The sequence below is a fragment of the Nocardia sp. NPDC019323 genome (assembly GCF_044389845.1).
In the GTDB taxonomy this organism is placed as follows: Bacteria; Actinomycetota; Actinomycetes; order Mycobacteriales; family Mycobacteriaceae; genus Nocardia; species Nocardia implantans.
Genome location: NZ_JBIRYN010000001.1, coordinates 296,310 through 317,924, shown reverse-complemented (window position 1 = coordinate 317,924; position 21,615 = coordinate 296,310). Strand labels below are relative to the sequence as shown.

Here is a 21,615-nt window from a genome sequence, read left to right as displayed (position 1 = left end):
GCGGCCGTCTCGCCTGGTCACGCGACGTGTGAACGCAGATGGAAGGACATCCCGATGACCGCAGTCGCTCCTCACTCCGAGCGCGATCACAGTGGGCCGCTGACGAAGGATCGCACCCGCATCGGTATCAGCGTCACGCATCGGCCGTACACCAAGCGGCCGATCAAACTCACCGACGCGCTGGATTTCTGGTCCTTCGCCGGCGCCGCGGCGAACGTCGTCATGCAGATGGCCCGGCCCGGCGTCGGCTACGGCGTGGCCGAAAGCAAGGTGGAATCCGGATCGCTGATGAAGCACCCGTGGAAACGGGCGCGCACGACGACGCAATATCTCGCGGTCGCCATCCTCGGCACCGACGAAGAGCGCGCGGCATATCGCGAAGCGGTGAATGTGGCCCATCGGCAGGTGCATTCGGCGCCAGGAGCCGCCGTGAAGTACAACGCCTTCGACCGCAACCTCCAACTGTGGGTCGCCGCTTGCCTTTACATCGGCTTCGAGGACACCTACCAGCTGCTGCACGGGAGAATGAACGACGAGCAGGCCGAAGCCTTCTACGCCTCGTCCTCGACCCTCGGCACCACCTTGCAGGTCACCGAGGATATGTGGCCCGCCACCCGCGCGGAATTCGACGAGTATTGGAACACCGCGTGCGAGCAGGTCGTGCTGGACGACTACGTCCGCGGTTACCTCGAGAGCCTGCTGAATCTGCGGATGATCCACTGGTATCTGCGGCTGCCTTTCCGGAACCTGCTGCGATTCCTCACCATCGGATTCTTGGCGCCGATTTTCCGAGAACAGCTCCGGGTGGAGTGGACCGCCGCCGACCAGCGGCGTTTCGAGAACCTGTTCGTTTTCGTTTCCTTCGTCAACCGGTTCATTCCGCGCTTCGTCCGGCACGGCGGGTCGCATGCGCTGATGTCCGATCTGCGCCGGCGAATCCGCAAGCAGAAGAACCTCATATGAGAACCCGGGTTTGGTGATACCGCGGGTGAGCCGGTACATTTGTCTGGTCAAACTACCGAGCGATCGGTGAATAGGCGCGAATACCCCCGAGCGAGCCCCGAACCGATGCAGACCGGTCCGGGGCTCGGTTGGTTCGTGTGCCCATTTCCGTCACTCCGGCTGGAACGCGGCCGTGCGGTCGTCGGCGAGAAAGTCGCCGAGCAACGACACCGGTTCTTTCGGCGCGTCCAGTGGGACGCAGTGCCCGCACCCGGCGCACCGCGCCTCGAGGTTCCCGCGGTGAGGAACCAGTCGATATACGCCGCCTCGTTTCCGGCGAGATCCGGCCGAGCCGTCCGGATCGGACGCGTTCGGGTCATCGGGGGCCCGAGGCGGGGCGCTCGTGCGCGGTGAGCAGCAAGTGGTCGAAGCGGGTGCGGGTCTGCACATCCGCACCGCCGAAATCGAGCAGCGCGGCCACCAGCTCCTCGGCCAGCACGCGCAGTTTCCGGTTCGTCTCCTGCGACCGCCAGATGAGCACTCGGAACGCCTGATCGGCCGAAATCCCGTACACCAGCATCAAGGCGCCCTTCGCCTGCTCGATCACTTCGCGGGCGGCGACCATTTCCGGCAGCGTGGCGTCGATGATCTCCTGGCGCTGCTCGTCGACGGTGTCGGTGACGTCGATGTAGTACCCCGTCGTGCCGACCACCGCGCCGGTGGCGTCGCGCATCTGATCGCCGACGACCAGCACATGGTGCATGACGCCCGCGGCATCGACGATGCGGTGGCGGCCGCTGAACGGCAGGCCGGTCCGCACCGCCATCGCCAAGGTGTCGGCGACCTCGGCCCGGTCGTCCGGATGTTTGTGTGCCAGGAGCAATTCCGTAGTCGGCGTCACATCGCCCGGCGCGTACCCGTGCAAAGCCGCGACCTCGTCCGACCATTCCCAGCGTTGATCGGCGAACCAGAACTGGAAACTTCCCGTTCTTTTGGAGACCGGGACCGTGGGCGCGGCCCCGGATGGAGCGTTGTCTATCACTCGGTTCTGCATTCCCCGCCGTGTCGCCGGTATGCGCCCCCACCTGGCGTGAACCGCCTCACGAAGACTGGCGCGACGCGCGAGGGAGGCGGTCGCAGCCGCGGGAACTCTCGCTCGGCGACGAGTTCGCAAGGGTGTGACGCGGTCGTGTCCGGCGCGGGCTTCAGCCTCGATGACGCGGGTATCCGCCGCCCTGTGGCGGATACTTTGCGACGGGCGGTCAGCACGCCCCTGCTGTACTTCTTCATCCTCGGTGACATCCTGGGCGCGGGCGTCTACGTGCTGGTCGGGAACATCGCGCGGGAATCCGGCGGTGCGATCTGGTTGCCGCTGCTGGTGGCGCTGACCCTGGCCTGCCTCACCGCGGGCTCCTACGCCGAGCTGGCGACGAAGTACCCCAGAGCGGGCGGGTCGGCGCACTACGCGGGCCGCGCGCTCGGGCCGGCCGCTGGATCGCTCGTGGGCTTCTGCATGCTGGCGGCCGGCGTCGTGTCGGTGGCCGCGCTGAGCAGGGCGTTCGCCCCGGACTACCTGCGCGCCCTGGTGACGCTGCCGACCGCGCTGGTCGTGGTGGTGTTCCTCGGCGCGTTGGCGTTGCTCAACGTGTACGGCATCAAGGAGTCGCTCGGCGCCAACGTGGCCGCGACCCTGGTCGAACTCGGCGGGCTGGTCCTGGTGATCGGGCTTGGTGCGTGGGTGGTCGTCCGGGGCGACGCCGAACCGGCCCGGCTCGCCGAGGTGGGGACCGCGGAGCACGGCGTGGTCGGCGCGACCCTCGCGGGCGCGGTGCTGGCCTTCTACTCCTTCGTCGGGTTCGAGACCTCGGTGAATCTGGCGGAGGAGGTCGCCGACCCGCGCCGGTCCTATCCGCGTGCGCTCTTCGGGGCGCTGCTCACCGCCGGTGGCGTGTACCTGCTGATCGGGTTCGCGGCCGGTGCGGTGGTCCCCACCGACCGGCTGGCGAATTCCAGCGGTCCGCTGCTGGAGGTGGTGCGCGTGGCCGGTGGCGTTCCGGACGAGCTGTTCGCCGTGGTCGCCCTGGTGGCCGTCGCGAACGGGGCGCTGCTGACCGGCATCATGTCCTCGCGGCTGGCCTATGGCATGGCGCGCGAGGGGCTGCTGCCGCGGGCGCTGGGCCGGATCCTGCCGGGCCGCAGGACGCCGTGGGTGGCGATCGCGGTGACAGCGGCGGCGTCGCTGGCGCTCGCGCTGACCGGGGAGGTGGCCTCTCTCGCCGAGACGTTGGTGTTGTTGCTGCTGGTCGTTTTCACGGCGGTCAACATCTCGGTGTTGCTCCTGCGGCGCGATCCCGACGGGGCCGAGCATTTTCGCGTGCCGCTCGTCGTGCCGTTGCTCGGTCTGATTTCCTGCCTGTTCCTGTTCACCCGGATCGACGGGGAGGTGTGGTTGCGGGGTTGCCTCCTCGTCGGCATCGGAGTGCTGTTCGCCGTCGTGAACGCGATCCGTGCCCGCCGGTCCGCCGCCGCCGGTCGCGGCGCCTTCGCGGCCCGGCGCGGCGCGTGACGATTCGCTTTCCATCGCGCGACGACACGACGATGTCGTTGCACCGGGTCGAGCCTGGTGGTACACGGAATCTGCGACAGCGTCCCGGCGCCGATCGCAGTACGCCAGATCGGATCGACATCCCGCAATCCACCCCTTTCCCGGAGGTTCCACGCGATGGCATATCCCGTGCACGGCGGCTCCTCGCTCGGTCGAAGACTCCACGGCTACACCCCGCGGCGGCACAGCCGACCCCAGGCGGCGCATCGCGTCCTCGACGTGCCGGATCGGCCCAGCGAATGGCATCCGGGGATGCTGTGGTGGGATGCGAAAACGGTGCGGGTGACCTACCCGCGGCCGGAGGCGACGGGGCGCTGGAATACCGTCCCGCACTTGGTGTTACCGCTCGACCGCGGGCGTCTGGCCATTCGGATCTCGTCGCACTCGCGCGAGGCTCGGCACTTGGCCCGCGAGCACCGGGTCATCGTGCAGGCCGGAGACTGGCGAGGGGAGCCGGCCCTGGGGTCTCGGCAGCATCAGGGCACGGCCGAACTGGTTCGCACGGGGCCGCTGATGGACCATGTGCGAACCGGCATGCTGACCAAATACGGACGATGGCTCGGCTTGGCGCACCTAAGCCACCGGCTGGCCATGGGCGCGGCTCCCTATGGCGACCTCGTGGTCGTCGTCACCGTGCGTGAGAGATCCCGCTCGGGCGCCTGACGTCATCCGTGACGATTTCCGCCGCCCATCGGTGCTGCCGTCGATCACCCTGCGGCGCATCGCTGCCGAGGGCGATTCCGGCGGACTGGACACATGCACGGAGTGCTGTCCATACCATGGGGTCGTCGTGTCGCGGAGGACGTGGCGCACCGATGACCGACGGAGGTCGAAGTGAAGGTCCATTTGCAGGTCACGGGAGCGCCACGACAGGTCGCGGCCGAGGCGCGCGCGTCGGCGGAGACGGGGGCCGACGGCCTGTTCACCTTCGAGGGGCCGCACGACGTGTTCTTCCCGCTCGTCGTCGCGGCCGGTGCGACGTCCATGGAACTGATGACGAATGTGGCGATCGCCGGGCCGCGCAGCCCGATGCATCTGGCGCACGCGGCCTACGATCTGCGGGTCTACAGCGAGGGGCGCTTCCGGCTCGGGCTGGGCTCGCAGATCCGCGCCCATATCGAGAAGCGCTACGGCAGCAGTTGGGGCGAGCCCGCGGAGCGCACCGCGGAGAGCGTGGCGGCGGTGAAGGCGATCCTTGCCGCGTGGGAGGGTCAGGGGCCGTTGAACTTTCGCGGCAAGTACTACACGCACACCCTGATGCCGCCCACCTTCGATCCGGGACCGAACCCGTTCGGGCCGCCGCCGGTGCTGATGGGCGCGCTCGGACCGGTGATGACCCGCAAGGCCGCGCAGGTCGCCGACGGACTGCTGGTGATGCCGTTCAACAGCGAGCGTCACTTCACCGAGCGCACGCTGCCCGCCGTCGCCGAGGGCCTGCGCCGGGCCGGGCGGAGCGCGGCGGAGTTCCCGGTGATCGCCCAGGTCATGGTCGCGATGGGGCGCACCGAGCAAAGGCTGGCCGCCGCGATGGGCGGGGTGGGCTCGTTGATCGCCTTCTACGGGTCCACGCCCGCGTATCGTCCCGTCCTCGAAGTCGAGGGATGGGCGGCGCTGCACCCGAAGCTCAACGCGCTGTCCAAGACCGGCGGTTTCGGCGAGATGCCCGCATCGGTCACCGACGAGATGGTGCGCACGATCGGGGTGGCGGGCACGCCGGAAGAATGCGCCGCGCAGATCCGGACCCGCTTCGGCGCGGGAATCGATGAGGTGTGCTGTTACTTCCCCGGGTACACACCGGATGCGGCGGACGTCGCCGACTTGGTCGCCGCGTTGCATGGGAGCACAGCCGAGGCGCGTGCGCCGGTCGGCGCGGCCCAGAGCCGACAGCGAAGGTAGCAACAACAGATGAGCCGGGTCATCCGTTGGGCGCACGGTGCGCGAAAGAATGGTGACCCGGGCGACGTCGCCTTGACCGCACCAATGCCTGTTCCACCCCATGCCCGCGGCTACGAGGACTTCGGCGGCTCGGTCGGCCGCACCACGGCCGATTCGACACCGCATTGGCGCGGGCACCCAGCAGAAACCGCGCAATACCGAGCCGAGGCGGTGGAACGCGAGGCGGAATTCGTCGCCGAATGAGCGCACCGGGCCGGTCGGCGCGGCGGTTCGGGAAGGTGGGTGCTTTCGGAGGGGATCGAGCGCACCCACCCTCGCGCCTCGGCGACGGCTGAGCAGCGGGCACAGCCGGCGCGGGCAGCGTCGGGACTCACCGACGGAGACGAATGCGAAAACCCCCGGAAACCCCGACCCGTGACCGACCTTAACGCCGCAGGCCCGGCGATGACAGGGAAACGCGTTCCTGAAATGATTTTCAGGTCACTTCAGGCTGCCTTAAGCCGGCTCCTGCGAAGGTGATCTTCGTCTTCGAGATCACCACTCTGGCAGGAGGTTTCACCATGAAGTCCACTGTTGGCCGTGCATTCCGCGGTCGGCGCGCGCTGCTCACGGCGGCCGTGGTCGCCGGGCTGCTCGTCGGCGGGCCCGTGGCGCTGTACGCCGCCACCGGTTCGCACTCGCCCGACCGGCACGCCGTCGCCGCGTACCTCTCCGACCACGAGTGGGCGCTCACCGCGGCGCCCACGATCAGCAGGGAGCAAGCCGTGAACAAGGCGCGCGAAGCCCTGCCCGGCGGCACCGTGGTCTCCGCGGAACTCGACGCGGAGGGGGCGACGGCGGTGTGGGAGGTCGAACTCAGGACGCCCGACGGCATCGAGCACGAGGTGACGGTCGACGCGAACAGCGGGGCCGTACTGGGCACGGTGAAGCAGGACTGACGGACATGGTTCTGCGCAAGATCGCCACGATATCCACCCTCACCGTCGCCCTTGCCTGCGGCTCGGCCGGAAACGCCGTCGCCGTACCGGGGGAAGCCGGTGGGCAGGTGGTCAACTACACCGCCACCACCTCGGCCGAGAGCGTGGTCGTCCGAATCGACTCGGGCTCGTTGCGGGCCGAGAACGGGGTGTTCGTGGTCGCGGCCGACGACGGCACCGTCCTCGCGGGCACGCCGCTGGAATTCCGCGTCGACGACTTCGTTTTCCCGATCGCGGCCGACATCGGCGACCGGACCGCCACGCTGACACCGTTGTTCGACGTCGAGCACGCGCAGTACCGCCCGGTCGCCCTTCCCTTCGAGGACTCGGCGCGCTGGCGGACCCCGTACGAGCGTGAGGTCGCGGCGTTCACCCGGCTGAAGGACACCATCGCCACGGGCGCCGCGATCGGCACCGTGGCGGGTGGTCTCGGCGGCGGCCTGGTCGGCTGCGTGCTCGGCGGCATCGCGGGCGCGACCGTCGCGGCCGCGACGATCGTCGGCATGTTCGGCCCGTTCATCCCGGCCGCCGCCGTCGGCTGTCTGGGCGGCATCCTGGCCGTCGGCGCTCTGGGCACACTCGCCGGTCAGCTCTTCGTCACCGCGCCGATCGCCGTCGCCGCCCTGGTGCAGTACTTCACCACGGTCAATCAGCCTTTCGTCCCGCCGGCCCCGTAGGCTCCGGCCGGACGGATCGGCACCCGACACGTGCCGCGCCAGGTCGTCCTGCCGGGACCTGGCGCCTGGCACTGTTTCGTCCGCCCAGGACAGGGCAGCTATCTGATGTGAGCATGCGATTGCGCCGTAGCCGACCGTACGACGGCGGACTGCAACGCGTCCGGCGCGGACGCGGATTCGGGTATCGCACGGTGGACGGCGAACCCGTGGACGACGCGACGCTGGAACGCGTTCGCGGGTTGGCGATTCCGCCGGCTTGGCGGAAGGTGTGGATCTGCCCGCACGTGAACGGTCACATCCAAGCCGTCGGCATCGATGCCGCGGGTCGGCGCCAGTACCTCTATCACGAGCAGTGGCGCAAGGAGCGCGACGAGGAGAAGTTCGACCGGGTCCTGGCGCTGGCCGCGCGTCTGCCGCAGGTCCGCGCGCAGGTCGGGGAGGACCTCACCCTGCGCGGGCTGACGCGGCGGCGAGTGGAGGCGGTGGCCATCGATCTGGTGGATCGCGGGGTGTTCCGGGTCGGGGGCGAGGAGTACGCGGAGGAGAACGGCACCCGTGGAGTCGCGACGCTGCTGCGCGAGCAGGTCCGGGTGTCAGGGGAGCAGATGCGTTTCGACTACGTCGCCAAGGGCGGCATCCGGCGACGAGTGAGCGTGCGAGACCCACTGCTTGCCAAGGCCGTTCGATCCCTGCTGCGCAGCAGGGCGGACTCCGACCGGCTCTTGGTGTACCGGGACGGCGACCGCTACGGCGAACTGCGCGCCGACGACATCAACGCCCGCTTCCAGGAGTTGGCCGCCTGCGAGTGCAGCGTCAAAGACCTGCGTACCTGGCAGGCGACCGTCCTCGCCGCGGCCACGTTCGCGGCGATCGAACGGCCGTCGAACCACCGGGCGCGCAGGCGTGCGGTGCGGGAGGTCATGGACGAGGTCGCCGCCGCGCTCGGCAACACCCCTGCCGTGGCCCAGGCGTCCTACGTCGATCCGCGGGTGGTCACCGCCTTCGAGAACGGCACGACGGTCGCCGCGGCGCTGCGCCGCGCGCGCCGGGCCGGATCCCCGGACGCGGAGCGGGCGGTTATCGACAGCGCGGTCATCCGCATGCTTCGCCGGACAAGGTGATACCTGCGCGTCGGGGTACGAACCGGTCCTCATCACCGCTCGTCGAGCGAGGGCAGCACGGTCTCGCGCAGGATCAGCAGAACGGCCGCGGCGACGGGAATGGCCAGCAAAGCCCCGATGATTCCCAGCAGCGCGCCACCGAGCAGCACCGCCACCACGGTCACCAGCGCGGGCACGTGCACCGCGCGGCCGATGATGCGCGGCACCAGCACGTAGTCCTCGACCAAGCGCAACGCGATGAAGAACACGACGGTCGCGATCGCGACCGGCAGGGAGACGGTCAACGCGACCAGCGCGACGATCACCCCGGCCAGCGTCGAACCGACGATCGGGATCAGGTCGAGGACGGCCACCAGCACGGCCAGCAGCAGCGGGTAGGGCACGTCGAAGAAGAGCAGCCAGATGCCGGTCAGCACGGCGGTGATCAGCGAGATGACCAGGTTGCCCAGAATGTAGCCGCCGACCTTGGCGAAGATCTCGTCGCCGATCAGGATCGCGCGCGGGCGCCGGGAGCGGGGGAAGAGCCGGTAGACCGAAGCGCGCACCCGGGTGAAGTTCGCCATGAAGTAGGCGGTCAGCACCGCGACGATGACCGTGCTGCTGACGATGGAGAACACCGCGCGCCCGGCGTCCAGTACCCCGGTGGTCAACCCGGATGAATCCGATTCGAGCGTGTGCCGCAGCCGGTCTTGCAGGTGGAAGCGCTGGTCGAGGCTGCCGATGTAGGGATAGCGGTCGGCGAGATGCGTGACGTAGTCGGGGGCGTTGTGCGCGAGCGCTTCACCCTGCGTGAGCAACGGTGGTATCGCCGCGGCGAGGAATCCGGCGAACAGGCCGAGCCCGACCAGGTAGACGGTCGTCACCGCGGCCCAGCGCGGGAACCGGGGCCGCACCAGCCGGGACACCAGCGGCTCCATGCCGATGGCCAGGAACAACGCCACCACGATCAGGATCAGTGTCTGGCCTGCGGCGAGCACGGTGCGAATGGCGGCGTAGGTCACCGCGACGCCGGCGGCTCCGGTCATCCCGACCATGAACGGCGAGCGCCGATCGAAGGGGCGTCCCGGTCGGCCCAAGGGGAATTCCGCACTGCGCGCACGGGCGGCTTCGGCCTCGGCGGAGATGATCGGACCGGCTTCGTCGGTGCCATGGGGTTGGGCGATGTCGCCGCTGTGTCCGGCGTCCGCGGCATCACGGGCGGGCTGTCGCGCGCCGGCGGTGTCTCTTTCGGACATGCGTTCGGTCCGATCGGTGGGTGAGCTGGTCCGGTATGGCAGTGCGCGGCTTACCCGCTGCTCGGCCGCCCAAACCCGGACCAGGGGCGGGCTACCCTGCCGCCGAGCCGAGATGCCGCTTCGGACGCGGACTCGGACGGCGGCGTCGGTGCGTGCGCACGTCGTCGGAGGCCGCGTCCCGGTGCTATCGACTCGCTCGATCGGTAAGGCTGATCCACGCGTTCCCAACACCGGCGAACACCCTGCACATCCGAAGCGACCCGCGAAATCCGCGCCGGATGCCGGTGTCTTGCGGCCAGGGACGGAATCGAGCTGCCGAAACACAAGCTGCGCAGTCGGTTTCCGCATTCTCGGATCTCCTCGTCCTTCGGATTCAGCAACGTCGCAGCCATCTTCGGCCGATACTGGTGAAGTAGCCCGTGCACACCTCGCGGTGATCCTCACGAGCCGATCTATCAGCGACGCTCCAGAATCGACGGGATCCGGCGATGCCCAAGATCAAGAACCTGAACCCCCTTCCGATGGCCGACATCGGCGGCTCGGATCTGTTCATTCCCTTCCGCATGCCGAGCGGTGAGATCGGATACCTGCTCGGCGATACCTTCTCCGGCACCGAACCCGCGGTGGGCGGGCCCAACTGGCGTGCGCCGATGCTGTTGCGCAGCGGCACCCACGACATGTCCGCACCGATCGAATTCCGGTCGGCGGCGCGGAACGCCCGGCAACTATGGGACTACGTGCACGACAATCCGGAGTACTCCACGGTGCTGCCCTGCGACGCCCTCACGATCGGCGGCCGGATCTATCTGTGGGTGATGGTCACCCAAGGCTTGGCGAACGAGCGATGGTGCGAGATCCGCTATTCCGACGACAACGGCGACAGCTGGACCGACACCGGCGTCCGGTGGTCGACCAGCGCCTACGGCGGAAAACGCACGATGATCTCCTGGGAACGCGGTGGCGACGGCTACGTCTACGTCATCTCCACCGGCGGGCTGGCCAGGAACAAGAACATGCTGCTGTGGCGGGTACGCGAGAGCCATGCCGCGCTCGTCGACCCGGCGGCCTGGCAAGGATGGGGCTGGAACGGGCAGGACTGGGGCTGGGGCCGCGATCCCGGCGGCGATCCGCGCTTCGGCATCCTGGCCGACGGCACGAAGCTCGGCGAGATCGGATTGCGCCGCATCCAGGGCAATTGGGTGATGTCGGGGTTCGATGCCGGGGCCTACGGAGCTTTCGTGAAGGTCGCCGCGAGAATCACCGACAACTGGCGCACAGCCTGGACCTATCGGCCGGTGAAAGGGTCGTTCTGGGCGCCGGGTGGTCCGGATATCGTGCCGCGCCTGTACGGGTGTTATGTCCACCCCGACAGCAGGTTCGACGGCGCGTTCTGCATGATCGTCAGCGAATGGGCGGAATCGGGGAATCCCTATCGGGGCATGCAGTACCGGATCTACGGAGTCCGGCCCGCCGCTGCGATCACCGCAGGGCGAGTGGTCAGACGCGGCGGTTCGTTCCGCGCAACGGATTGGCGACGGGGAAGGTGATCGCGGGCAGGGTCACCGACATCCGCACGGTCGTGCCCGATTCCGAGTGGTCGATGTCGAGTTCCTCGGTCAGCGCGCGCATCATGTCGATACCGCGGCCGCGATACCCGGGATCGGAGGCCCGCGGCTTCCAGTCGCCGGTGTCGGTGACCACGATGACGACGGTGTCGATATCGCAGGTGGCGGACATCCGCACCCGCCCGTTGTCGTCGTTGCGGTAGGCGTGCTCGATGCTGTTGCTGCACGCCTCGTTGGCCGCGGCGACCAGATCGGCGGCCAGGTCGTGCGGCACCGCCGCGGCGGCCAGCCAGCCCTTGAGCGTGCGGCGCAGCACCGCGAGTTCGTCCGCGCGCGCGGGCACGTCCAGCCGCAGCGGCGCGGGCGGCTGGCGGTAGACCACCATGGCGACGTCGTCGTCGTAGCCGGCGGACGGCCGCAGGCGCGACAGCACCGCGTCGGCCACTTCGCGCGGCAGCCGCCCCGAGGTGTCGGCGAGCACCGCGGCGATCTTGGCGAACCCGTCGTCGATGTCGACGCCGCGCTGCTCGACCAGACCGTCGGTGAACAGCACCAAGGTCGAGCCCGGTGTCAGCGCCGTGGTGGCCTCCGGTCGGCGCGGCGTATCGAAGGTCGCCAGCGGCACCGAGCGCCCGCCTTCCAGTAGCCGGCCGGTCCTGGCGACGTCGGCCAGGATCGGCGGCATGTGCCCGGCGCTGCTGTAGCGCACCAGACCGCGCACCGGGTCGAGCACGGCGGCGCAGACGGTGGTGCACATGGCGCCGGGGATGCGCGCGGCGACGGTGTCGAGTTCGGCGAGCAGCTGCGCCGGGCCCGCGCCGCGCAGCAGCAGCGCACGGGCCGCGGTCCGCAACTGGCCCATCACGACCGCGGCCGACAACCCACGGCCGACGCAGTCGCCGACCACCACGCCGATGGTGCCGTCGCGCAGCGGCACCACGTCGTACCAGTCGCCGCCGATCTCCAGCGGCGGCAGCGCGGGCTCGTAGTGCACCGAGAAACGCGGCGGCAGATCGATCGGGCCGAGCATGGCGCGCTGCAGGGTCAGCGAGGTGGCGCGAGCCTGGTCGAAGTTGCGCGCCCGTTGCACGGCGAGGCTGAGGTGACCGATCAGCAAGGAGAACAGCGTCCAGTCCGCGGCGCTGATCGCCCGTGGCGCCGCGAACCGCAACCACACCGCCGCGTCGCCGGTCTCGCCGAGCGGAGCGACGATGCCCTCGGAACTCTCGGCTCCGTCGGGAAGCGCCAGCAGGCTGCGCGGCGGCCTGCGTCTGGCGCGCTCCAGCAGGGCGCGCGAGGCGTCGTCCAGCGACGCGGCGCCGTTGTGCGAAGTGCGGTCGGCGCCGGTGCCCGAGACGTACACCTCCGGCACCGCGTTGCGGCTGGGCCACACGGCAACCACCGCGGTTTCCGCGCCCACCGTGCGGCGCAGCTCGTCGAGACCGACGGCGAGCACTTCGACCACGCTGGTGGCCGCCCCGACGGCGGTGGCGAGCCGGGAGGCCGCCTGGTCGCGCGCCTGCGCGTCGTGTTCGGCGGTGATGTCGCGGAGGGTTCCGACGAAGATCCGCTCGTTTCCCTCGGGCTTGATCAGGGCGCTGGTGCTCACCGCGAGCCACACGTTGCGCCCGTCGCGGTGGCGGATCGGGATGACGAAGCGCTGTGCCTCGGTACCGAGATCGGGATAGCGCGGACCCTCCGGACTCGACCACGGATGCGGCAGCGGATAGGGGACACCCGCCGCTCCGTAGCCGGTCAAGGCGCCGAAAGCGGTGTTGACCTCGATGATGGTGCCCTGCGCGTCGGCGACGAAGAAGCCGTCCTGCAGCGACTCCACCAGCGCGGTGCGGAACGCGTCGCGTCCGGCGAGATCGTCGGCGCGGGAACGCTGCTGCTCGTAGCGGCGGGTGCCGTCGAGATAGCCTCGGGTGGCGATGTCCAGCGGGACGAGCGTCTGCAACAGGAATTCCAGCGCCGTCTCCGGCAGGCGTGCCGCGGGTTCGCCGCCCTCGGCTGCCGCCTCCTTCTGCTGCCGTTCCTCCGCGTCCTGGACCACGCGGAAGTGGTTCTCCGTGAGGTCGAGCAGGCTGATGCCTTCGACCAGGGCGCGCCTGCCCAGCTCGTATCCCTCGGCCAGACCGGCCTGGGTGGGCGAATCCATGTGCCGCCGTAGCGCATCGGCGTAGTCGTCCAGGAAGTCGGCCAGCAGGGCGCTCATCTGGCCGCCCCTCCCGCGCCACGGTGCCGCGCGGCGAGCACGAGCGCGTCGTCGGTGTCCTTGGCGTGCCGGGCCAGCATATCGGCGGTGATGTCGGCGGTGGACTTGGAAAGGTCAATGGCGGAAGCCGATTCGGTGACGATGCCGTCGGTGGACATCAGCAGCAGATCACCGGGACGGACCGCGACCGACTGCGGCTGCAGGTTGGCCGGAAGGCGGTAACCGACGATGCCAGCGGTCAGCAGGACGGTGGCGTGCACCCGCAGGCTGCCCGCCGGACCCGCGGTCAGCACCTGGGATTCGACATTGCCGACGCCGAGCCAGCGCACCGTGTCGCCTTCGTCGAACAGCGCCAGCGAGATCGCCGCCCCCCGGGTGTCGGCCATCGCCCGATGGCACAGCACCATCAGCACGTCCAGCGGTTCGGCGCGGTTCTCCGACAGCACCCGCGCGGCGCGATCGGCCGCGTCCGCCGCGGCGGCGCCGTGCCCGAGCCCGTCGAGGACCGCGAACAGGACGGTGCCGCCACCGGCGTCGAGGACGACGCCGCGGTCACCGGAGACCTGTTGACCGGGCAGTGCGCGTCCGGCCACCGCCCACTCGATCCGGCCGATGAACCCGTCCTCATGCACCGTTCGGTACCCACTTCCACATCTCCACCAGCGTGCCGCGACCCGGCGCAGAATCCACGGTCAGCCGGTCCATCAACCGCCGGGCGCCGGGCAGACCCAGCCCGAGCCCGCGTCCGGTGGAGTAGCCGTCCTCCAGTGCCCTGGCGATATCGATGATGCCGGGCCCCTGATCCTCGGCCTGCACCACCAGGGCTTGACGACCCTCCCGGTCGTCGACGAGCAGACGGATCTCGCCGCTGCCCGCGTAACTGGTGATGTTGCGGGCGATCTCGGAGATCGCCGTGGAGATCATCGTGCGGTCGGTCAGGGTGAATCCGAGTTTCGCTGCCAGTTCGCGTCCGGCTTGACGTGCGGTCACGATGTCCCCGGACACCCTGACCGCGATCACCACGTTCTCAGCGGCCACTGTCACGACCGTCTCGCTGGCGACGGGCTGGGATCTTGCGGTCCAACCAGGCGAGCCCCTCTTCCAGATCGAGGGCGGTGTGCATGTCCTCGAAGGTGAGACCGAGCTGCACCATGGCGAACGCGACTTCCGGTTGCAGACCGACGATCACCGTTTCGGCGCCGCGCAGCTGCGTCATGTGCGCGATGGTACGCAACGATCTCGCGGCGAACGAATCCATCACGTCGATCGCGGTGACATCGACGATGATGCCGTGCGCCCGGTATTTGCTGACCTGTTTCATCAGGTCGTCCTGCAGACGCTCGGTGTCGGCATCGGTCAGCGCGGACTGCACCGAGGCGATGAGATACGTCCCTTGTTTGAGAATCGGAACCGGCATGGGCGCGCCTGATCAGCGGCCGTCGCGTTCGGTAACCCGTTCGGTGACGCGGGAAACCTCGTAGCCCAACAGTCGTTCCGCTTCCTCGATACCGCCCTGCAGATCGCCGACCGCGTTCATCTTCGACAGATCCAAGCCGATGGTGACCAGGGTGAGGGCGATCTCCGAGGACAAACCGGTGATGATCACGTTCGCGCCCATCAGACCCGACGCGTCGACGGTCTGCACCAGGTGGTTGGCCACGGTGGAGTCGATCTGCGGCACACCGGTGATGTCGATGACGACGACCTTCGCGCGGTTGGCCCGGATGGCGCGCAGCAGCTGCTCGGTGAGCTGGCGGGCGCGCTGGCTGTCGAGCACGCCGATGATGGGCAGGATCAACAGCTGCTCACGCACCTGCAGCACCGGCGTGGACAGCTCGCGGATGGCTTCCTGCTGCTGGCGGATGACGCGCTCGCGCTCCTGCACGAACGACACGGTCACGGTGTTGGCGATGCGGTTGGCCGCCGGTTCGTAGGCGTCGAGCACCTTGTTGAGCAGCTCGAAGTCCGACTGATACTTCTCGAAGAGGCTGCGGGCGAGCACGTCGCGCAGCAACAGCACGATGCCGATGACCTCGTCGGTCTCGACGCCTCTCGGGATGATGCGTTCGGACAGGTCGCGGGCGTAGGCCTGCAGCGCTTCGACGCTACCGGTCTCGAGCACGTCGACGTAGCCGTCGTAGATCGAGGTGGCCTCGGAGAAGATCTCCTCCGGGGTCATCGCGGTGAGCAGCTGGGCGTCGGCGATGCGGCGCGCCCACTCCTCACGCAGCGCGGTGCGGTTCTGGCGCAGATGCTCGACGAGTTGCGGAAGCAATTGGTCGATCGGTCCCGCGGTCAGGGAATCCGCCGAAAGGCTCATGGACACCTCGGACATGGACTCCTGCCCCTTTCGACGGTTCAGTCGGGATCTGTGCGTTCGGCGCGTGCCGATTCCGAGCCTAGTCATACCCCACCCGACTCGCCGCCGAAACCTGCCGGTTGTTCGCCTGAAGTTCGAGTGCGGGAATACCTCACGGCACCGTAGCGAACCCGCGTTCCAGCGCTGCGAGCGCCTCCTCCAAATACACCGTGAGGTCCGCGTCCGCGCGGGCCAGCCAGGCGTCGAACGCGGCGCGCGCCGCCGCAAGCGTGGTCCGGCCGACCGCGAGCGGGATGAGCCCGTCCTCCGGTTCGCCGAGCCGGCCCGCCGCGAACGCGCTCACGGCGCGCTCCCAGGCGTCGTAGTGCGCGCCCGCGGTGGCGGCCAGCGCGGGAACGGTCGCCACCAGCTGCATGCGGGTGCGCAATTCCGGCACGTCCTCGGCGCGATACTTGTTGGCCTCCACCACGACTCGGCGCACCGCGGTCATCATCGGAACGTCGTCGGGGACGGTCGCGAACGCGGCGCGCAGCGCGGCGACCTCGTCGTCGAACTGCGCCCACAGCACCTCCGCCTTGGTGGGGAAGTACCGGAAGAAGGTGCGTCCGCTGATGCCCGCCGCGGCGGCGATCTGCTCGACGGTGGTCTCGTCGAAGCCCTGCTCGCTGAACAGTCGCATGGCGATCAGTTCGAGTTCGCGTTTGGTCGTGCCGCGTGGGCGGCCGCGCGTGGCCCGGTTCTCCAGCATTGTTCGATTGTGCTCGGCCGCCGCGACTCTTGATTTTGTCAGTGACTGACGATAATGTCGCCGCATGTTGACGGATCTCACCTGGCCCGACGCGGGCGCGCGCGCCGAAGCGGGTGCGATCCTGGCCGTCGCGGTCGGCGCGACCGAGCAGCACGGCCCGCATCTGCCGCTGTCCACCGACACCGACGTGGCCGCGGCGTTGTGCGCCCGGCTGGCCGCGGCGCGCGCGGACGTGCTCGTCGCACCGGCGATCCCGTACGGCGCCAGCGGCGAGCACGCGGGTTTTCCCGGCACGCTGTCGATCGGGCAGGCGGCGCTGGAACTGCTGGTGGTCGAGCTGTGCCGCTCGGCGACCGAGACCTTCGAACGGATCCTGCTGGTCAACTGGCACGGCGGCAACATCGAACCGCTGCGGCGGGCGACGGATCTGCTGCGCGCCGAATCCCGCGACGTGCGCCTGTACCTGCCGCGCTTCGACGGCGACCCGCACGCGGGCCGGTCGGAGACGGCGCTGCAACTGGCCCTCGCGCCGGAGCGCGTGCGCGGTGACCGCGCCGCGGCCGGGGACACCCGTCCGCTGGCCGAACTGCTGCCGCTGTTGCGCAGCGGCGGGGTGCGCGCGGTCAGCGCCAACGGCGTGCTCGGCGACCCGGCCGGCGCGACCGCCGCCGAGGGCGCCGCCCTGCTCGATCACCTGAGCGCCGACCTGCTCGACCGAACCCGGCTGTGGTGGCCGGAGAACTCCCCGGAAAGGACCGGAACATGAATCCGTGGTTCGAGACCGTCGCCGAAGCGCAGCGGCGGGCGAAGAAGCGCCTGCCGAAGTCGGTGTACGGCGCGCTGATCGCGGGCTCCGAGCGCGGCCAGACCATCGAGGACAATCAGCGGGCCTTCACCGAACTGGGTTTCGCGCCGCACGTGGCGGGTCCGATCGGAGAGCGCGACCAGTCCACGACGGTACTGGGACAGCAGCTTTCGATGCCGGTGCTGATCTCGCCGACGGGTGTGCAGGCGGTGCATCCCGACGGCGAGGTCGCCGTCGCCCGCGCGGCCGCGGCGCGGGGCATCGCGATGGGCCTGAGCTCGTTCGCCAGCAAGCCGATCGAAGAGGTGATCGCGGCCAACCCGGCGACGTTCTTCCAGTTGTACTGGTGCGGCGGCAAGGACGAGATCCTGCGGCGAATGGACCGGGCGAAGCGGGCGGGCGCGGTCGGGCTGATCCTGACGCTGGACTGGTCCTTCTCGCACGGGCGGGACTGGGGCAGCCCGGTCATCCCGGAGAAGCTGGATCTGCGCACGATGCTGAAGTTCGCCCCGCAGACCCTGGCGCGTCCCCGCTGGCTGGCGACCTATGTGCGGTCGGGCAGCATCCCGGATCTGACCGCGCCCAACATGGCCATCGGCGACGCACCCGCACCCGGCTTCTTCGGCGCCTACGGCGAATGGATGGGCACGCCGGCGCCGGATTGGGCGGACGTGCGCTGGATCTGCGAGCAGTGGGAAGGGCCGGTGCTGCTCAAGGGCGTGATGCGGGTCGACGACGCGCTGCGGGCGGTGGACGCGGGCGTGGCGGCGATCTCGGTGTCCAACCATGGCGGCAACAATCTCGACGGCACGCCGGCCGCGATCCGGGCGTTGCCGGTGCTGGCGGACGCGGTGGGCTCGCAGGTCGAGGTGTTGCTCGACGGCGGCATCCGGCGCGGCAGCGACGTGGTGAAAGCCGTGGCGCTGGGTGCGCGCGCGGTGCTGATCGGGCGCGCCTATCTGTGGGGCCTGGCCGCGAACGGGCAGGCGGGTGTGGAGAACGTGCTCGACATCCTGCGCGGCGGCATAGATTCTGCGCTGCTCGGCCTGCGTAAGACGCGCGTCACCGACCTGGACCGTTCGGACGTGGTGGTGCCACCGGGCTTCGAGCGAGCGCTCGGGTTGCCCGAAAACGCCGCCGCGGCAAGCGATCCCGTCGATCACACGGCCACGCACGCCTGAGTTCAGTGCTCGGCCGCCGCGCGCCGGTGGTGCGCCAGCAAGGTGTCGTAGATGTCGGCCAAGGCGGCCAGCTGCTGGCGATCGAGGATGTCGATCATGTGCCTGCGCACGCTCTGCACGTGCGCGGGCGCGGCGTCGGTGAGCACGTCGGCGCCGCGCGGGGTGAGTTTGGCGGCGGTGCGGCGGGCGTCGTCGGGGATGGGTTCGCGCACGACCAGTTCGCGTTTCTCCATCCGGGTGATCTGGTGCGACAGCCTGCTCTGCGACCACTCGAGCTTCGCCGCGAGGTCGGCGAAGGTCAGCCGGTGGTCCGGCGACTCGGCCAGATAGGCCAGCACCGAGTATTCGACGTAGGTGAGGTTGGACTCCCTGGTGGAATCCCGCCCGACCGCCGCGGCGATGAGGTCGCGGGTGCGCACGAAGCCCAGCCAGGCGCGCATCTCGACGTCGTCGAGCCAATGGGGATCGGTCACGACAGCGCTCCAAACTCCGACTTGTACCGGAACGTCACGCGCCGCGAGGTGCGGCGCGGGAACGGTCCGCGCGCGGCCGGACTCGGACGTCCGGGCGCTTTCTCACCAGACGAGAGGTAGCATCACCGGGGTTGAACGTGCAACCTTTGCTGGCCAACTGTCCGAGATAGGGTTGCCTAACCAGTAGGGCGTTCGCGCCGGTGGCTAGGCTCGCTGTGCTCGTGACCAGCCCGGCCGTTCGCGGTGTTCGGGCCCGTTCGAAGGAGTGCGACTGGTGACCGCGCCGGAGTTCCGTTATTCAGACCTGCTGCCCATCGGCGCGGACGACACCCCCTACCGTTTGCTCACGACCGAGGGCGTCAGCGCGTTCGAGCACAACGGGCGCACCTTCCTGCAGGTCGAACCGGAGGCGCTGCGGCTGCTCACCGAAACGGCGATGCACGACATCAGTCACTTCCTGCGTCCTGCGCATCTCGGCCAGTTGCGCAAGATCATCGACGATCCCGAGTCCAGCGGCAACGACCGCTTCGTCGCGCTCGACCTGCTCAAGAACGTCAACATCTCCGCGGGCGGCATCCTGCCGATGTGCCAGGACACCGGCACCGCGATCGTGATGGGCAAGAAGTCCGAGGGCGTGCTGACCGGCGCCGACGACGCGGAATGGATCAGCAGGGGCGTGTTCGACGCCTACACCAAGCTGAATCTGCGGTACTCGCAGCTCGCGCCGATCACCATGTGGGAGGAGAAGAACACCGGCTCCAACCTCCCCGCGCAGGTCGAGCTGTACTCCACCGCGGGCGATCCGGCCAACCCCGCCTACAAGTTCCTGTTCATGGCCAAGGGCGGCGGCTCGGCGAACAAGTCGTTTCTGTACCAGGAGACCAAGGCCATCTTGAATCCCACGCGGATGCTGGAGTTCTTGGACGAGAAGATCCGCTCGCTCGGCACCGCGGCCTGCCCGCCGTACCACCTCGCGGTCGTCATCGGCGGCACCAGCGCCGAGTTCGCCTTGAAGACGGCGAAATACGCTTCCGCGCACTACCTGGACAATCTGCCCACCGAGGGCTCGTTGTCGGCGCACGCCTTCCGCGATCTGGAACTGGAGGAGGAGGTCTTCAAGCTGACCCAGTCCTTCGGCATCGGCGCGCAGTTCGGCGGCAAGTACTTCTGCCACGACGTGCGGGTCGTGCGCCTGCCCCGGCACGGCGCCAGCTGCCCGGTGGCCATCGCCGTGTCCTGCTCGGCGGACCGGCAGGCGCTGGCCAAGATCACCGCCGAAGGCGTGTTCCTCGAGCAGCTCGAGCGCGAGCCCGCGCAGTACCTGCCCGAGCAGACCGACGCCATCCTCGGCGGCGACGTGGTGCGCATCGACCTGAACCGGCCGATGGACGAGATCCGTGCCGAATTGTCCAAATACCCGGTGAAGACCAGGCTTTCGCTGACCGGTCCGCTGGTCGTCGCCCGTGACATCGCGCACGCCAAGATCAAGGAGCGGCTGGACGCGGGCGAGCCGATGCCGGACTATCTGCGCGACATGGCAGTCTACTACGCGGGCCCGGCCAAGACGCCGGAGGGTTACGCGTCCGGTTCCTTCGGGCCGACCACCGCGGGCCGGATGGACTCCTACGTCGACCAGTTCCAGGCGGCGGGCGGTTCGTTCGTCATGCTCGCCAAGGGCAACCGCTCCGCGCAGGTCACCAAGGCGTGCAAGGAGCACGGCGGCTTCTACCTCGGTTCCATCGGCGGGCCCGCCGCCCGGCTGGCCCTGGACTGCATCAAGTCGGTCGAGGTGCTCGAGTACCCCGAACTGGGCATGGAAGCCGTCTGGAAGATCGAGGTCGAGGACTTCCCCGCGTTCATCGTCGTCGACGACAAGGGCAACGACTTCTTTGCCGAAACGCAGAAGCCGATCGCGCTGCGCGTGCGCACCCGCTCCAAAGAGCGCGTCTGAGCCGGCCTCCTGGCCTGCCGCGGCAGGCCAGGACATGACGATGTCACCCCGATCACCGGGGCGGCGGCGCCGTCGCAGCGGGCACGCTTAGCGGAGAACATCGTTGATCCGGCACCGATGCAGGTCGAGGAGAGCTATGAGCACGTCCAGACCAGTACCGACGGCGTTGTGTATCACCGAGTCGGCCGCCTCCCGGTTGGCCGATCGCGCTGCCCGCGAGGGAACCAGCTGTACCGCGTTGCTCGATCGCCTGATCCAGGAAGGCGTCGACCAGCTCGACCACCCCGGAATCGTCTTCCGCGGTCCGCTGCACGACCGGCGGGCCGCGCTGACGGCCGGTCCCGAGGTCTGGGAAGTCGTTGCGCGCCTGCGGGAGTTGGACGGCCCGGTGGAGCGCCGCATCGCCGTGCTGAGCGCGAAGGCGGATCTGCACGCGAGCAAGATCAGGGTGGCGCTCGCGTACGCCCGGGCGCACGACGGGGAAATCCTGGAGCGAATCGCGCGGAACAGGGAAGCGGCGGAGTGGATTCGCCGAGCAGGCGTACCGATGACCTCGCCTCGGCCGCGTCCGAGCGCGCTGGGAGGTCCGCCCGGGATGTGATCGGAGGACCGTGCCGTGTGGTGCGGCCGGTCTTCACATGACTGGGGAGCGAATGTGAAATTCCCGACATCTGTGGATGATCCACCCCACCTGCGGGCGGCTGGCGGCACGAGCGCCGGCCGCCCGCAGTGCGTTCTGAGACTTCGGATCGTTCGCCGTGCGGCGGGCGGGGGAGATTCGCGCAGTGCGTCCGTTTGCCGAGTCCCGGAAAGGTACGACATACAGACCGAAAGGGACGCATCGCTACGCGAAAGCTCTTCGCGGCGATTCGATCTCATCGCGTCGGCAAGCTTCGATCCG

At 69.2% G+C, this 21,615-nt stretch carries 22 protein-coding genes; 13 read left to right on the top strand and 9 right to left on the bottom strand.

From position 1 onward, the window contains the following. The first annotated feature begins 54 nt into the window (after window positions 1-54). Entirely contained in the window at window positions 55-963 is a 909-nt protein-coding gene (locus ACH49X_RS01430; protein WP_195080091.1) for an oxygenase MpaB family protein, read from the top strand. Between the two features lie 355 nt (window positions 964-1,318). Here ACH49X_RS01430 and ACH49X_RS01425 read toward each other — a convergent pair whose 3' ends face one another. Next, entirely contained in the window at window positions 1,319-1,984 is a 666-nt protein-coding gene (locus tag ACH49X_RS01425; RefSeq protein WP_323123994.1) for a PAS and ANTAR domain-containing protein, read from the bottom strand. 195 nt (window positions 1,985-2,179) lie between these two features. Here ACH49X_RS01425 and ACH49X_RS01420 point away from each other — a divergent pair, with 195 nt between their 5' ends. From ACH49X_RS01420 to ACH49X_RS01390, 7 genes are all read left to right on the top strand, one after another. Further along, window positions 2,180-3,508 carry an APC family permease gene (locus ACH49X_RS01420; protein ID WP_357207223.1) on the top strand — a complete coding sequence of 443 codons (1,329 nt, stop codon included), beginning with the start codon at window positions 2,180-2,182 and terminating at the stop codon, window positions 3,506-3,508. Window positions 3,509-3,664: 156 nt separating this feature from the next. After that, window positions 3,665-4,210 carry a hypothetical protein gene (locus ACH49X_RS01415; protein ID WP_195080088.1) on the top strand — a complete coding sequence of 182 codons (546 nt, stop codon included), beginning with the start codon at window positions 3,665-3,667 and terminating at the stop codon, window positions 4,208-4,210. A 171-nt stretch (window positions 4,211-4,381) separates the two neighbouring features. Then, window positions 4,382-5,443: a TIGR03617 family F420-dependent LLM class oxidoreductase gene (locus ACH49X_RS01410; RefSeq protein WP_357207225.1), complete on the top strand. Its 1,062-nt coding sequence runs from the start codon at window positions 4,382-4,384 to the stop codon at window positions 5,441-5,443. Window positions 5,444-5,527: 84 nt separating this feature from the next. Further along, complete coding sequence (locus tag ACH49X_RS01405) at window positions 5,528-5,686, top strand: hypothetical protein (protein ID WP_195080086.1); 159 nt, start codon at window positions 5,528-5,530, stop codon at window positions 5,684-5,686. Window positions 5,687-6,003: 317 nt separating this feature from the next. Next, window positions 6,004-6,381, top strand: coding sequence for a PepSY domain-containing protein (locus ACH49X_RS01400; protein ID WP_195080085.1), 378 nt, complete (start codon window positions 6,004-6,006; stop codon window positions 6,379-6,381). Between the two features lie 5 nt (window positions 6,382-6,386). Next, entirely contained in the window at window positions 6,387-7,097 is a 711-nt protein-coding gene (locus ACH49X_RS01395; protein ID WP_357207227.1) for a hypothetical protein, read from the top strand. A gap of 113 nt (window positions 7,098-7,210) precedes the next feature. After that, entirely contained in the window at window positions 7,211-8,218 is a 1,008-nt protein-coding gene (locus tag ACH49X_RS01390; protein WP_357207228.1) for a DNA topoisomerase IB, read from the top strand. A gap of 32 nt (window positions 8,219-8,250) precedes the next feature. Here the strand turns inward: ACH49X_RS01390 and ACH49X_RS01385 are convergent, their stop codons facing one another. Beyond that, window positions 8,251-9,453: an AI-2E family transporter gene (locus ACH49X_RS01385; protein WP_195080082.1), complete on the bottom strand. Its 1,203-nt coding sequence runs from the start codon at window positions 9,451-9,453 to the stop codon at window positions 8,251-8,253. Window positions 9,454-9,941: 488 nt separating this feature from the next. Here ACH49X_RS01385 and ACH49X_RS01380 point away from each other — a divergent pair, with 488 nt between their 5' ends. Next, window positions 9,942-11,000, top strand: a complete 1,059-nt coding sequence (locus ACH49X_RS01380) for a DUF4185 domain-containing protein (RefSeq protein ID WP_195080081.1) — start codon at window positions 9,942-9,944, stop codon at window positions 10,998-11,000. Here the strand turns inward: ACH49X_RS01380 and ACH49X_RS01375 are convergent. The 6 genes from ACH49X_RS01375 to mftR all read right to left on the bottom strand — a co-directional run bounded on the left by ACH49X_RS01375 (window position 10,951) and on the right by mftR (window position 16,304). Beyond that, window positions 10,951-13,236 (bottom strand): SpoIIE family protein phosphatase, encoded by a 2,286-nt coding sequence (locus ACH49X_RS01375; RefSeq protein WP_357207230.1) that lies wholly within the window; start codon window positions 13,234-13,236, stop codon window positions 10,951-10,953. The genes ACH49X_RS01380 and ACH49X_RS01375 overlap by 50 nt on opposite strands. Then, window positions 13,233-13,868, bottom strand: a complete 636-nt coding sequence (locus ACH49X_RS01370) for a SpoIIE family protein phosphatase (protein ID WP_195080079.1) — start codon at window positions 13,866-13,868, stop codon at window positions 13,233-13,235. Before ACH49X_RS01370 ends, ACH49X_RS01375 begins: the two co-directional genes overlap by 4 nt. Further along, the gene (locus tag ACH49X_RS01365) at window positions 13,861-14,274 is read right to left on the bottom strand and encodes an ATP-binding protein (RefSeq protein WP_051020806.1); all 414 of its coding nucleotides are present in this window, start codon (window positions 14,272-14,274) and stop codon (window positions 13,861-13,863) included. Before ACH49X_RS01365 ends, ACH49X_RS01370 begins: the two co-directional genes overlap by 8 nt. Then, complete coding sequence (locus ACH49X_RS01360) at window positions 14,264-14,653, bottom strand: STAS domain-containing protein (RefSeq protein ID WP_039798459.1); 390 nt, start codon at window positions 14,651-14,653, stop codon at window positions 14,264-14,266. The genes ACH49X_RS01365 and ACH49X_RS01360 overlap by 11 nt, the downstream gene beginning before the upstream one ends. Window positions 14,654-14,665: 12 nt before the next feature. Beyond that, a complete protein-coding gene (locus tag ACH49X_RS01355) occupies window positions 14,666-15,571 on the bottom strand; it encodes an STAS domain-containing protein (RefSeq protein ID WP_039798458.1) in 906 nt (301 codons plus the stop codon). 136 nt (window positions 15,572-15,707) lie between these two features. Further along, window positions 15,708-16,304 (bottom strand): mycofactocin system transcriptional regulator, encoded by a 597-nt coding sequence (gene mftR / locus ACH49X_RS01350; RefSeq protein ID WP_195080078.1) that lies wholly within the window; start codon window positions 16,302-16,304, stop codon window positions 15,708-15,710. A 64-nt stretch (window positions 16,305-16,368) separates the two neighbouring features. Here mftR and mftE point away from each other — a divergent pair, with 64 nt between their 5' ends. Together mftE and mftD are read left to right on the top strand one after the other, a co-directional pair. Next, window positions 16,369-17,070, top strand: a complete 702-nt coding sequence (gene mftE, locus ACH49X_RS01345; RefSeq protein WP_195080077.1) for a mycofactocin biosynthesis peptidyl-dipeptidase MftE — start codon at window positions 16,369-16,371, stop codon at window positions 17,068-17,070. After that, on the top strand, window positions 17,067-18,290 hold the full coding sequence (gene mftD, locus ACH49X_RS01340; protein WP_195080076.1) for a pre-mycofactocin synthase MftD: 1,224 nt from the start codon (window positions 17,067-17,069) through the stop codon (window positions 18,288-18,290). Before mftE ends, mftD begins: the two co-directional genes overlap by 4 nt. A gap of 2 nt (window positions 18,291-18,292) precedes the next feature. Here mftD and ACH49X_RS01335 read toward each other — a convergent pair whose 3' ends face one another. Next, a complete protein-coding gene (locus tag ACH49X_RS01335; protein WP_195080075.1) occupies window positions 18,293-18,763 on the bottom strand; it encodes a MarR family winged helix-turn-helix transcriptional regulator in 471 nt (156 codons plus the stop codon). A 274-nt stretch (window positions 18,764-19,037) separates the two neighbouring features. Here ACH49X_RS01335 and ACH49X_RS01330 point away from each other — a divergent pair, with 274 nt between their 5' ends. Further along, the gene (locus ACH49X_RS01330; RefSeq protein WP_195080074.1) at window positions 19,038-20,714 is read left to right on the top strand and encodes a fumarate hydratase; all 1,677 of its coding nucleotides are present in this window, start codon (window positions 19,038-19,040) and stop codon (window positions 20,712-20,714) included. A 136-nt stretch (window positions 20,715-20,850) separates the two neighbouring features. Further along, on the top strand, window positions 20,851-21,315 hold the full coding sequence (locus ACH49X_RS01325) for a hypothetical protein (RefSeq protein ID WP_323123995.1): 465 nt from the start codon (window positions 20,851-20,853) through the stop codon (window positions 21,313-21,315). The last annotated feature ends 300 nt before the right edge of the window (window positions 21,316-21,615 follow it).